At 38.8% G+C, this 12,600-nt stretch carries 17 protein-coding genes and 1 pseudogene; 2 read left to right on the top strand and 16 right to left on the bottom strand.

Annotation, left to right across the window (positions count from 1 at the left end; all coding sequences use genetic code 11):
* From BM294_RS15035 to BM294_RS14995, 9 genes and pseudogenes are all read right to left on the bottom strand, one after another.
* Positions 1-293, bottom strand: a 293-nt coding sequence (locus tag BM294_RS15035) for a YbaK/EbsC family protein (protein WP_304528641.1), incomplete at its 3' end; no start/stop codon positions are given.
* Between the two features lie 5 nt (positions 294-298).
* The gene (locus BM294_RS15030) at positions 299-772 is read right to left on the bottom strand and encodes a flavin reductase (RefSeq protein ID WP_091209836.1); all 474 of its coding nucleotides are present in this window, start codon (positions 770-772) and stop codon (positions 299-301) included.
* A 6-nt stretch (positions 773-778) separates the two neighbouring features.
* Complete coding sequence (locus BM294_RS15025) at positions 779-1,159, bottom strand: DUF1284 domain-containing protein (RefSeq protein WP_175494725.1); 381 nt, start codon at positions 1,157-1,159, stop codon at positions 779-781.
* 8 nt (positions 1,160-1,167) lie between these two features.
* Positions 1,168-1,413 (bottom strand): annotated as a pseudogene (locus tag BM294_RS15020) (immunoglobulin-like domain-containing protein); the annotation flags it as partial.
* A gap of 364 nt (positions 1,414-1,777) precedes the next feature.
* Positions 1,778-3,067: an ATP-binding protein gene (locus BM294_RS15015; protein WP_091209829.1), complete on the bottom strand. Its 1,290-nt coding sequence runs from the start codon at positions 3,065-3,067 to the stop codon at positions 1,778-1,780.
* A 371-nt stretch (positions 3,068-3,438) separates the two neighbouring features.
* Complete coding sequence (locus BM294_RS15010; protein ID WP_242944560.1) at positions 3,439-4,089, bottom strand: aldo/keto reductase; 651 nt, start codon at positions 4,087-4,089, stop codon at positions 3,439-3,441.
* A 14-nt stretch (positions 4,090-4,103) separates the two neighbouring features.
* Positions 4,104-4,472, bottom strand: coding sequence for a nuclear transport factor 2 family protein (locus BM294_RS15005; RefSeq protein ID WP_091209827.1), 369 nt, complete (start codon positions 4,470-4,472; stop codon positions 4,104-4,106).
* Positions 4,473-4,476: 4 nt separating this feature from the next.
* Positions 4,477-5,061, bottom strand: coding sequence for a DapH/DapD/GlmU-related protein (locus BM294_RS15000; protein ID WP_091209839.1), 585 nt, complete (start codon positions 5,059-5,061; stop codon positions 4,477-4,479).
* 25 nt (positions 5,062-5,086) lie between these two features.
* Positions 5,087-5,608, bottom strand: a complete 522-nt coding sequence (locus BM294_RS14995) for a flavodoxin (RefSeq protein WP_175494724.1) — start codon at positions 5,606-5,608, stop codon at positions 5,087-5,089.
* A gap of 183 nt (positions 5,609-5,791) precedes the next feature.
* Between BM294_RS14995 and BM294_RS14990 the strand changes: the two genes are divergently transcribed.
* Positions 5,792-6,679, top strand: a complete 888-nt coding sequence (locus BM294_RS14990) for a LysR family transcriptional regulator (protein ID WP_091209825.1) — start codon at positions 5,792-5,794, stop codon at positions 6,677-6,679.
* A gap of 81 nt (positions 6,680-6,760) precedes the next feature.
* Here the strand turns inward: BM294_RS14990 and BM294_RS14985 are convergent, their stop codons facing one another.
* The 4 genes from BM294_RS14985 to BM294_RS14970 form a co-directional block, all read right to left on the bottom strand.
* Positions 6,761-7,219 (bottom strand): flavin reductase family protein, encoded by a 459-nt coding sequence (locus tag BM294_RS14985; protein WP_091209824.1) that lies wholly within the window; start codon positions 7,217-7,219, stop codon positions 6,761-6,763.
* A 50-nt stretch (positions 7,220-7,269) separates the two neighbouring features.
* On the bottom strand, positions 7,270-7,899 hold the full coding sequence (locus BM294_RS14980) for a flavodoxin family protein (RefSeq protein ID WP_091209823.1): 630 nt from the start codon (positions 7,897-7,899) through the stop codon (positions 7,270-7,272).
* 164 nt (positions 7,900-8,063) lie between these two features.
* A complete protein-coding gene (locus tag BM294_RS14975; protein WP_091209838.1) occupies positions 8,064-8,657 on the bottom strand; it encodes an HD domain-containing protein in 594 nt (197 codons plus the stop codon).
* Positions 8,658-8,757: 100 nt separating this feature from the next.
* Positions 8,758-9,156: an AlkZ-related protein gene (locus BM294_RS14970; protein ID WP_091209821.1), complete on the bottom strand. Its 399-nt coding sequence runs from the start codon at positions 9,154-9,156 to the stop codon at positions 8,758-8,760.
* Between the two features lie 629 nt (positions 9,157-9,785).
* Here BM294_RS14970 and BM294_RS14965 point away from each other — a divergent pair.
* Positions 9,786-10,910, top strand: coding sequence for an acyltransferase family protein (locus BM294_RS14965; protein WP_175494723.1), 1,125 nt, complete (start codon positions 9,786-9,788; stop codon positions 10,908-10,910).
* A gap of 74 nt (positions 10,911-10,984) precedes the next feature.
* Here the strand turns inward: BM294_RS14965 and BM294_RS14960 are convergent, their stop codons facing one another.
* From BM294_RS14960 to BM294_RS14950, 3 genes are all read right to left on the bottom strand, one after another.
* The gene (locus BM294_RS14960) at positions 10,985-11,365 is read right to left on the bottom strand and encodes a helix-turn-helix domain-containing protein (RefSeq protein WP_242944559.1); all 381 of its coding nucleotides are present in this window, start codon (positions 11,363-11,365) and stop codon (positions 10,985-10,987) included.
* Positions 11,366-11,409: 44 nt separating this feature from the next.
* The gene (locus BM294_RS14955) at positions 11,410-12,216 is read right to left on the bottom strand and encodes an MATE family efflux transporter (protein ID WP_091209817.1); all 807 of its coding nucleotides are present in this window, start codon (positions 12,214-12,216) and stop codon (positions 11,410-11,412) included.
* 81 nt (positions 12,217-12,297) lie between these two features.
* Positions 12,298-12,600 (bottom strand): hypothetical protein (locus BM294_RS14950; RefSeq protein WP_207648064.1); only part of this gene is annotated, 303 nt, incomplete at its 5' end.

The following is a 12,600-nucleotide window of genomic DNA, read 5'->3' as shown; positions in this document are numbered from 1 at the left end:
ACTCCGCCCGGCTGGAATCCTGTTATATCCTCCACCTGGTCTCTCGGGATCATATGGGGCTTAGTATGGAAAACAGATTTAAACTTGGAGCTGTTCACCTTGCCATCCCCAGCCATGACCACAATAACAGGCTTTTCATCCACAACAAATGACAGTGTCTTGGCAATCTCAGGCTCTGTGCAACCAATCTGCTGTGCTGCATGCTCAACAGTATCTATTGTCTCGGAATGCTCTGTCAGCCTGTCTCCAAATCCCTTTATGTCTAAAAACTCTTTTACCTTAACGTTTATCATCTAATTCACCTTATGATGTCCACAACTTCGCCAATGTACATGTCATGCTCGGCATCGCCTTCATAGAACTGCTTGGCAATATCAGGGTTCATGTTCTTTGTATCAAACCTCTGGCAAAAGAGCTTTCGGCAAACCAAAGTAACCTCGGCCTCCTCAAATGTCATGGATCCACTAACTTCCTTAGCTGTAAGCCCTGAAGAATGCATCTTATCGATATCCCTGCCGGATTTTGAACCAAGAACTCCAAGTGTACCCTTATAGTCCTCAGGATAAAAACTGATTGTGAAATACTCGTTATTATCCATAAACTCATGAGTATATCTGGATGTCCTTACATATGTTGTTGCTACAGGCTTGCCCCACAGTGTTCCAAGGCCGCCCCAGCTGATGGTCATCGTGTTGAACTTGTCCTTGTCTCCCGCTGTAAGCAGAGCCCACTTCTTGTCAAACTGACTGAAAATATCTGTTGTAAATTCCATCGTACCTCACTCCTTTTCCCTGCAAATATAATCCCAGCTACAGTCACCGCAGATATTACCTCGGATACCCGCACCAATTATCTTATCCTTTACAAGTCCTATGAACTTAGCAAAAGAGATCTCGCTTCCGTCTACAAGTCCACAGGCCCTCAGAACTGCCTTATCGTAACGCAGCACCTTGTCCTGAGTTGTGCATACACCGCCCTCATTGTTCGGGCAGTTCTCACATACAATATCTGTTTCAGCTTTCAGCACCACATTCTGCTCCGGATCAGTCTCAAGCTCTTTTATCACCCTTCCCATATGGTCCGTGAAATCAGCGCTGTAGCCCTTGCCTTCATAAAACTGAAAACACATCCCATGGTGTGGTCTTAAACACTTGCTCATCTCATTCCTCATCCTGCAATCATAAACTGTGCGCTCACAGTATACCGATTTAAACTATCACCTTCGCCACTGGCTCCTGAATCCAAAACTGTCTTGGTTATCTTATATGTTCCCGGTTCAATCTTTCCATAAAACGATGCCCAGTTAGTTTCAATCTCAGCTTCCCCATTCTTTGGAATACTGTAGCCGATATCAGTGAAAACTCCGTTATCGATTATCATCGGAACTGCTACCCACTTCTTACCTTCAAGCTTCTTAAGTGTATAGCTTTATGCCATAATCGACAATTGAATCTCCAACAGGCATTATTTTCGTTGTATTGAGCTCAGTAGTAGTTTCACTTTACGCCATTTTTATATTGGATTTTATATTAGTTACATCAAGATATATCAACTTAGGCATTCTCGAAGTCTTGCAAATATAGGGTTTCATCGACTTTTATATCAAATACATCGACTTTTATATTTTTGCTAACCGACTACAATGCCCAATTTCATGGTAATTTATTTCCTTCTAAAAGTAATGATTTACTGTGTTTTCAATATTTATGACACTTTTGGTCATAGCCTTTTGTATATTATCACATTTCTATTTATTTCTCTTCCCTACATAAAACGTTCAATAATCTAGGCTATCATCATTCAACAAGAAATCAAATAGTCCAATAATTGTTATACCTTGATCATTTCTCCACACCGGGAAGTTTCCACTCGTAATAATTATCTTCTTAAATGAATCAGGTATTTTTATAAGTGACGCTTGTTCTTGCTCTACCTTTTCCTGATTTGGTAACGCGTATGCAGACTGGATATAATATCGCTTACTGCCTTGATTAACAACAAAATCAACTTCTAGCTGTTTACGTGCTTTTTTCCCATTTTCATCAACTCGAATTTCAACCACACCCACATCTACTTTGTAACCTCTATATATTAGCTCATTATAAATAGCATTCTCCATCAAGTGTGTCTCTTCAAATTGGCGAAAGTTTAAAAGAGCATTTCGCAGTCCCAAATCTGTATAATAGTATTTTGAAGGTGTTCCTATGTATTTACGACCTTTAATATCATATCTTTTGCCTTTTTGTATCACAAAACTTTCGGTGAGATATTTTAAATAATTAGATATTGTTGGCATTGAAATTGACTTATCGCCACTACTATTAAATGTATCAGATATTTTCTGAGCATTTGACAACGAACCAATGGCCGATGCAATTACTTTCATTAAGGATTCCATACCAGCTGCATCACGAATATCGTACCTCTCAACTATATCTCTAATATATATTTCAGAATTTAATCGCTCAAGATATGCTTCTTTCGATTCATTATCTGGTTCTGCTAAAATATGTGGCAATCCGCCATAAAACAAATACTCTTGCCATGCTTCATATTTATCCTTTCCAGATGCAGGATAATACTCCGAAAACGCCAACGGTGCAATATGAATTTCATCGCCACGACCCCTGAACTCTGTCAAAATATCAGAAGATAAAAACTTAGAATTACTTCCTGTAACATATACATCGACATTCTTTTTTCTAAGCAATCCATTTAAAACACCATAAAGTCTAATAGGTACATCTGGATTTTTCATTTCTTCCTTTGTAATTGCATATTGCGCTTCGTCTATAAAAACGTAATACTGCTTGTTTGAATCAGTTATTTTACTTTTGATGTACTCTGATAATTTTTGAGGATCACAATACTCTATATAATCATCATCATCTAATGGAACAGATATAATACATTCCTCAGCCACTCCATCTTTGATAAGATAATCATAATATAGATTAAAAAGCAGATACGATTTGCCGCATCTTCTGATTCCTGTGATCACCTTAATCAACCCATTATTTCTTTTACTTACGAGCTTTTTTAAATATTTATCTCTTTTAATCTCCATAGAAAACTCCAATTTTAGATTTTCGGCCTTATTACCACTTTTCTAAAGTATACTTGAATTTACAATTCATAGCAATCGCTATTTTAGAAAATTGGTACTAATACCTTTTTTCTAAATAATCGAATATAAATGACATAATAATAGACCAGTACGAATCACTGGGCGTCCCCAGAGGTACTGGTCTATGTAAGGTTCTATTATGTTCAACAAGCATTAATTTACCAAGCTATTTCTCTCGTAATATGTTTGCAATATCACCATCAATACATATACTTCTATCTGTAATTTCCTCCGGACAGAAAGCTTCACCATATTTGTCATGATTATTTTCCTTTCCGGGCTCTGCCCTGCGAGGTAATTATCCTCGAATGTTAAAAAGTCCATTGATGAAGGATAACCTGTGCAGGAGACTTGCCATATTTCTTTCCAAGCTCTGCAAAAACCGGTTCATTGATAAGTGACTTATCACCATGTCCAAGTGGATACCAGCTCATGAGCTTAATATCGTATTTATCCAGTGTCTTGCGAAGCTCTGTCTGTGTGAAATACGGATGCGCTTCCACCTGAATAAACTGAGGTACTACATCCCATTTGGTCTCAAGCTCCTCAATATATTTCCCTTCGAAATTTGAAATGCCGATAGACTTAGCCTTGCCTTCTTTATAAGCTTTTTCAAGTTGTCTGTATCCTGTTAGCCAGTTTCCGGCAGGCTGATGGATATAAAGAAGATCAACATAATCCACACCAAGGCGCTCTAATGTTTCATCTACAGCATTTTCATTCTCATACTCTGATGGCCAGAGTTTTGTCGATAAAAATACTTCCTTTCTATCTACCCCGCTTTCCCGGATTCCTCGACCTACCGCACGCTCATTTACATAAGCATTTGCTGTATCTACAAGTCTGTAGCCCATCTTAAGTGCTTCTCGCACACTATTCTCTGCATCAGCAGGTGCAAGCATAAATGTTCCAATTCCTACTACCGGGCACTCCAGCTTATTATTTAATACGATGTTTTCCATTTGTAAAATCCTCATTAATATGTTGATGCTCTGGAACTTGTAAACTTCCAGTTTCCGTTTTCTTTTTTAAGTGTAAAATCTCCCTTCAGTCTCCAACTTCCTTTTCCACCACCGTAAACTGCAGCGACTACTCTGCTTTTACCTATCATAGTTGCCTCATTACCATGAACACTTACTGATATGTCATCATGTTCTGCAGAGTAATAATTAAAGGTTCCATTTTTTAGACCCTTTAAAAATTCATCAGCAGACTGCTTTATACCGGTCATATGATAAAGACAATATTCAGAACACATAAGATTTCTGAGACCTTCTATATTTTTCTCTATCATATAGTCCCAATAATCTTTGTACAATTCCGATATTTTTTCTTCTTCACCCATATCTTTATTCCTTCTGTTCCTCCGGATCCAGCATCTTAATAACCTTAGCAGGTACTCCACCTACAACTGTATATGCAGGTACATCTTTTGTAACAACTGCTCCGGCACCGACTACAGCGTATTCGCCAATGGTCACTCCCGGGCAGATAGTTACATTAAGGCCAAGCCATGCATTCTTTTTTACAGTAACTTTTCCGTAAGTGTACTTGGTATGACGTTCGTTTACGTCATGATTAATAGTTGCAATTTTAAGTCCGGGAGCAGCCATTACACCATCTTCAAATTCAATTCCTCCTGATGCAGATAGTATCGCTGAATGATTTATAAATACACCCTTGCCAAACTTTACCGTATTTCCGAAGTCGCATGTAAATGGTGTAAGTATTCTTACATCATCTAATTTTCTACCAAACAACTCTTCAAGATAGCCCACATACGATTGATCATCCGGCATGCATGCATTTGCCTTTGCACAAAGAGTTCTGGCTCTCATCATTTCATCAACTGCATCCTTAAAATAAGGCTCTCTATTATCTGTAGGCCCGCCCTGAGCCATTAATTCAAAAACATATCCTTTTTTAAAATCCACCGGTCTTTCCTCCATCTTTATTTCATTACATCAATCCGTTAGAAGAAAACCACTTTTCTACCGCTGCTTTAGCATTTGCTGCCTGGCTTCCGGTGATTGCAAGACCCCTTCTGACATCAGCGCCCTTGGCATATTTCTTCACATCCCGCTCGCTGGATCCCATTCCGCTTCCTTCATTCGTACAAAGAGGAAGAATTGTTTTTCCGGCAAAATCGTATCTCTCTAAGAATGAAGCAACTGCCATTGGAAATGTCCCCCAGTAGTTTGGATATCCAAGAACAATTGTGTCATACTCATCTATGCTGTCTAAATAGTATGTAAGCTCTGGTCTGGCATTGTCTCTTAAATCTTTCTTGGCTTCATCAATGCAGGTAATGTAAACAGGTGAATATGGGTTCTTCATATCTATTTTGAATGTATCCGCATCTATAAGCTCCTTCATATGGTTAATAACAATTTCTGTATTTCCGACTTTCACATATCTCATTGCACCGCCAAAATAATTTTCGTCTGCTCTTGAAAAGAATGCTATTAATGTCTTTGCCATCTTTGTTTCCTCCATAAAAATTTCTATCAATATTTGTGATGTACGTGCTTCATGACACTTATTGCATATTGGTTATTCCCAATTGGTTTTGTCCTTTGTTGTTTACATTATCTCATGTCAGTTCTATAATATCCAATTGAAACATTAGATAATTGATTTAATTTTTAAATATCAAAGGTAGCTATGACAACAAAACAAATAGATTATTGTATAGAACTGGCCCACACAGAGAGCTTTTCCAGAGGTGCTGAAAACATGTTTGTAAGTCAGCCTACATTTTCGTATCAGATAAAATTACTTGAAGAGGAAGTTGGTTTTGAAATTTTTGTAAGAAACGGAAAAGGAGCTACTCTTACACCTGCCGGACAACAGTTTGTATCTTTCCTTACAAATATGCGCGAAGAATTAAAAAGAGCCATTGAACAGGGGCAGAATTTCAGCACAAAATATCATGACAATATAACTGTCAGCCTTATGGTTAGGCAGGCTATTTACTTTCTCCCTGAAGCCATCAAGGAATTTGAAAAAGAAACAACCGGCACTCAGATTACGCCACGATTCCAGTACGAAAACGGCATAGATAGTTTTTTAAAAAATGAAACTGATGTGGTCTTTGCCTTGGAAGAACAAACAAAACAGCTTGCAGGAACTACTGTCCACAAGCTGTTTAAAAGTCATATCTACTTAATATGTGATAAAAATGATCCTCTTGCCTCCAAAAACCTTATTTCCGATGAAGACATTTACGGCCACACTCTTATGGTAGGTGGTGGCTCACCGGCACTCCTTCGCTCCGTTCAGCAAAAACTGATTTCATCAGGGAAGATTGAATATTTTAACAGTCCGGATCACGACACCACGCTTACTAATATTGCTTCCGGTAAAGGAATCTGTCTTTCCCCCGGTTTTCTTAACGACCACAGTGGGCAATTTGCCTGGATTCCTTATGACTGTGATGATACCTTCTCTTGCGTCTTATGCACTCACAAAACGGATTGTCGTGAGAGCCTTACTGCATTTATCAAAACACTTCAGAAGATGTATAAAGAAGCAGTGGCTTTCCCACTTTAACTTCCAAGAGAATTCACACAATCTGTCATACACCCCATCAATTATGCTGAAAATTACATCCACAGAGAAGAACATATTCTGCTATTTTAAGACTGCACCATCCTTAAATGCATTTCCTACTATATCACCAAGACCAACATAGGTATTATTACAAGGATCGAAAGTAATAGGTTTTAGCTTCTTAGTGTCAATCTTTCCATCTGTAATAACACTCTCATCTGCTGAAACATTTACGATTTCACCGATAAGGATACCATCATTAAAACTCTTTACTTTGCATTCCAGTGCCATTGGGAGCTCGGCAATAAGCGGTGCATTCACATATTCACTCTTTATTGCATGGAATCCGGCCTTCTCAAACTTGTTTGGAACCTTTCTTCCTGACTCAATACCTACATAGTCACAAGCTGCAACATAATCTTCTGTTGCCATGCTTACTGTAAATGCTTTTGTAATATTGAAGTTATCAGTTGTTTTATGCTCAGAAAGGCTGATAGTGATTTCTTTAAAGTCTGTGGTGATTCCCCACGCAGCATTCATAGCATTAGGAACTCCATTCTCATCATTTCCTCAATGATCACCAAATACACTCACTTTCCATCGGGGAAGCTTGTAAATGCTTCTCGCTCCTGTGCCGGCAAACCATATTTCTCTTTTGCATCTACAAATGCCTTCATCATAAAAGACATATTCCTTGCAAGGTTTCTCATTGTCTGGAGTCCTTCAAGATCTTTCTTCACATCTTCTGCCGTAAATCCATGCACCTGATTCCAATACGTACTCGAAGCAACCGGCATGGAACTGATTGTAAAGTACTTATTCAGAACATCAAAAGACGCAGTATTTCCACCTCTCCTGCAACTCACAACAGCTGCACCGACCTTCATTTGCTTTGAAAAAGAGGTGCTGTAAAAAAGTCTGTCCAGAAATGATAAAATAGTTCCATTTGGTGAAGCATAATAGACAGGACTTCCAATCACGAGACCATCAGCCGATTCAAACTTTACCGCAACTTCATTTACAAGATCATCATTGAATACGCATTTTCCATTCTTACCGCAATATCCGCAAGAAATACAACCTCGTACAGCTTTATTTCCAACATGAATAAGCTCTGTTTCAACATCTTCCTCATGAAATGTCTTTACCATTTCGTTAAGCGCAGTTGCCGTGCAGCCACCAGCCTTCGGACTGCCATTTAATAAAATCACTTTAGCCATTCAGAAATCCTCCTCTAATTCACATCACTATATCTTATCTGACATTTTTGTATTCTTTCGTTCCGCTCTTAATGTCTCCTTCTAATAGTCTTGTTTAAACACCTGCGTTTATTAAGACGGAAATATACATTTATTGATAATTATAGTTTAAGATCATTAAATCACTATACCGAAGCCATCTCTTTATTAATCATATCTTCACTTGCAGCCATGGCTTGAAGTGTCATCTCGAGAAGTTTATCCAGTTCCCACCCCAGCTGCCTGGCACCACGTTCAATTACTTCTCTGGAACATCCCGCAGCAAAGCCTTTACTCTTGTACTTTTTCTTTAAAGATTTCAGCTCCATGTCTTTTGTACTCTTAGAAGGTCTCATAAGTGCTGCCGCCCATATAAGGCCGGTCAGTTCATCAGCTGCAAAAAGGACCTTTTCCATCTCATGAACCGGTTCAACCTCTATCGTTACACCACACGGAACCGTGATGCCATAACCATGAGAGCAGACAGAATGGATGATATCATCACTGACACCACCTTCACGCAAGAGTTCCGGTGCTTTTAAACAATGTTCATCCGGATACAGTTCAAAATCTATGTCGTGAAGTAGTCCGACTATCCCCCAATGCTCCGCATCATTGGTATATCCAAGTTCATTAGCATACCATTTCATGACCGCTTCCACTGTCAGTGAATGCTGGATGTGAAACGGATCCTTATTGTACTTCTTTAGTAATTCAAATGCCTCGTCCCTTGTAATCATTCCTTCTCCCCTTCCCTTCATGTCAAGATTCATGTTTCATGTATCATTTTAATAATCACATATCCATCTTTTAAATACTTCAGATTAAAATTCACCAAAACTATCTAAGTATTCTTTTAATCTGTGCCGGATCTGCCTCAGGCAATATCTTCATTAACTGCCTGACAACCCGGTTGTACGATTCCTCCGGTGTCCGCTTATACACCACATTCGTGAACTTCTTTCCAAAAAACTTTTCAGGCGTTGAATACTCCGCTATTCCCCAGCCGTAGTTGTTTCCAAGCTTATCTGTAGAATACCGGAAATCGGTAGTGATCACATAGCATTGTTTCTGAAGTCTCGTGATGATAGTATCAAATCCCTTTTTTCCATTCTTTCCATAGCCGCCGCCCATTCCAAGTGCGGATGCAGCTGCCAATATAAGAAGCAGTATCGGAGCTACTTTGAAGAATACATAAGCTGCAGTCAGAAGTATATAGCCACCAATAAAAACAATCATGTTGTCTATCCTCGAAGTAATAAAATACGAAGCGTTAACCTGTGATTAGCGCTTCGTATTGAAAACCAAAAATTTTTAAACAAAATTATTTTGACCCATAACCCCCTGCTATTACTGGCTCTGTAAGGTTTTGTTCATTTTAAATAAAATCTACAAAACAGTAATATACGCCTTTACAATATTATAATAGTTTTGTTTGTTTTTACAGTAAAATATGTCATAAGTGGTAGATAAATGGTTTATTTTAAATTAAGCAAACCTCTATCTCATTTAGGATAGAGGTTATTCGTGCAAACTTGAAGTTGCCGCGCTCTTTCTTTAGCAAAAGAGCCATACAAACTGCCGATTTGCTTAATACAAAGATTCTAACCGTTTCAACAATAAAAATAAAGCCCACTGATGTGAGCTTCATTCTTCACTTCCATTTATCTGTGAATGGTAACTTTTTATCAGTACGTCTATTGTTTATAAAACTTACGGGGAGTGTCGAAGCACATATATATGATATGTATGAAACAGTCTCTAGACTGACTGAAACACTGACTGAGAAATAGAGGGTGGCAGATTTATAAACATACCATTTGCTTATGCCTGCGGTAGAGAAGAGAGCCGACAAAGTTGAGGGAAATATGAGTGAAAACACAACCAGAGATAAAATAAATATATCTTCATTTTTGCAGAAGAAGGATTCTCAGGCACTTTATGGCGTCGCGATATTGCTGATGGTGTTCCACCATCTTTTTTGCATACCGGATCGACTGTCATATGGTTATATTTCTATATTTGGCAACTATGATTTTGGAGCGAGATTTGCCTATCATGGAAGACTGTGTGTGGCGATTTATGCATTCATTTCGGGATATGCGGCTTCCATCGCATCAAAGAAGAATCCGGAGATGAGAGCATGGCCGAGGTTCAGGAATAGTGTGAGATACTCTGCAGCAAGGATGAAGAAACTATACGTAAAGCTTTGGCTTGTATTTGCAATTTTTGTTCCTATCGGTATTCTTTTTTTTAGTGTCAAAACCAGTGTGATCGAAGTTATCCTTGCCTTGATAACAGGCTTTAGCGCCATAAATATTGAGTGGTGGTACTTTTTTGAATATCTGTTGTTTGCACTCATTTATCCTTTGTTTGATCTCTCTTTACATCATAGAAACAGAAGAGAGTTTTTTATCAAAACGGCCGTATTGGTTTTGGTAGCCGTGATCTTGCCATTCATTGCCTATGCCAACATGGCACGCAGTGGTATAAATGAAATAGGTCTGATGGCGTTGGAAATGTTCATTTCATATATTTATATCTATATGATCGGGTATTTTGTTGAAAAATGGAGATTGTTTGACTGGCTGGATAGTAATCTGCCGTCTGAGTCAAAGGCCATAACAGGTGTTATATTGACGGTTTTGGTTTTCGTCATTCGCTGGTTCATGGTACCTGCCAATCCCGGGGAATCCAAACCTGATATAATTCTGGCTCCGTTTTTGGTATTTGGTTTAACACTGATGCTTCATTCGGATATAGCAGAAAGGAAAGTGGTGCCGGTTTTATGCCTGTTCGGTCGGTATTCCACCTTTATGTGGCTTACACATACTTTCTTTATATACTATTATTTCCAGCCGGTGATCCTGCTTCCGAGGGTATCGATACTTATATTCATTTGGGCAGTGCTTATCTCGCTTGTTAACGCGATGATCATGGAGAAGATATATGAGAAAATTGCCGGGTTAAAAGTGCCTGATAAAAAAGGATAGCAGCTTATATTGTAATAAGGATACAATTTCGCAATTAAAAAAAGGTAAACCCGGAGTTTACCTTTAAAATGAAATCAATCTTTAGACAGCGGATACAAACCGTAGTCAAAGAGAACTATATCGATTTTTATAACATTGTAATCATGCCGTTCAATGAAGTACCTTACAACCGCATCAGTCTGGGATATGGGTGATAATGCATATCCCGCGATTCTAAGAAAATCAATAGTCTCATCGAGATTCAATCGAAGTCCGACAGCTAAGGCCAGTACCTTTTTCTTTGATGGATTCACAGTCCCTTTCATGATCCTTGAGAAATACTGTTTTGAGATATTGGCAGCCGAATATATTGCAAAATCCACTCCTCTACCGATTGTGACATCCGGATTTGCGGTGTTTACGATGGCATCTGCTGTAACTATTGTTATATCATTTCGGATGATTTGAAATGGCATGCTGACTCCTTAACTATTTTCTATTCATCCATGCAATGAGATGACTACAGCGCTCTTTTCCAGCCTTCCTGTTTCCTTATCCTCCCATATAAGATATATGAAACAATGACTACAAAGAAATCCGCAACTGCCTGAGTCCATACTATTCCCATTACTCCTAAGAGGGCATTAAACAAAAAAAGGATCGGGATGTTAAAAACCATCTGGCGTACGACTGCCAGAAAAAAGGATTCTTTTCCCCGTCCGATAGCCTGGGTAAAATGAAACATGGAAAAGCACAGGAACATCAACGGCGTTGCGATGCATCTCGCCCTGAGAAAAAGTGTTCCGAAATGAACAGTTTCCGGATCATGAATGAAGGTCTGCATTATAAGTGGTGCCAGAATGTAATACATCAAAACACTTGTGATTCCTATCAGGAGACCAAGCACCCTCGCGAATCTGAAGATTTCATCCATACGTTCGATGTCACCTGAAGAATATGAGTATGCTATAAGCGGCACCATCCCGAGACAGATGCCAATGCCTATATTCAGAGGCAAACGTTCTGCTTTAAGTACGATTCCTATGGCAGCAAGTTCGATGTCCCCATAAGAGGCTGACAAACGATTTATAACTATGTTACATAGATCAAACAGAAGAAGCCCCACTGCCGCAGGTATTCCAACATCAAATATGGATGAAAACGACTTTGCAGAAGGGTATTTTCCTGTCGGCCGGAATCTTAGTATTGTGTTATTACACGCCTTAAGATAAGTAATCAGAAAATATATTGACGCCACAATATTACTGAGCATTGTGGCTATGGCCGCACCCATGACCTGTTTACCGTCAGGAAGAATCATAAACATAAATATGGGATCCAATACGATGTTTAAGACACCTCCTCTATAAAAGTGGTTTTTCTACCACTTCGTATTAATCTATCTCATTTATGTTAAATATCGTAAAGTTTCCTTGATGCAGTTCTTTCTTCCTTCATCCAGGTCACGATACATTCGAATTATATCTTTTTCTTCAAATGACAGACTTTCTACTGTTTCTTCATGCCCAAGGAAAAGATAATTCGGTGTCGTGTTAAGAAATATGCATATTTCCTCTACATATCTCAGGTACGATGTACTTCCGTAATACTTCCATTTAGCCATGGATCCGGTTGGTATGCCCAGATACCCGGCGAGATCTATTTCCTTTTTCCTTCTTTTCCTGATCAATTCCAGTATCCTTAATACCAC

The sequence above is a fragment of the Oribacterium sp. WCC10 genome, from assembly GCF_900113415.1.
Taxonomy (GTDB): Bacteria; Bacillota; Clostridia; order Lachnospirales; family Lachnospiraceae; genus Oribacterium.
The sequence above is the reverse complement of the archived record's forward strand: the minus strand, read 5'-3'. Positions and strand labels throughout refer to the sequence as shown.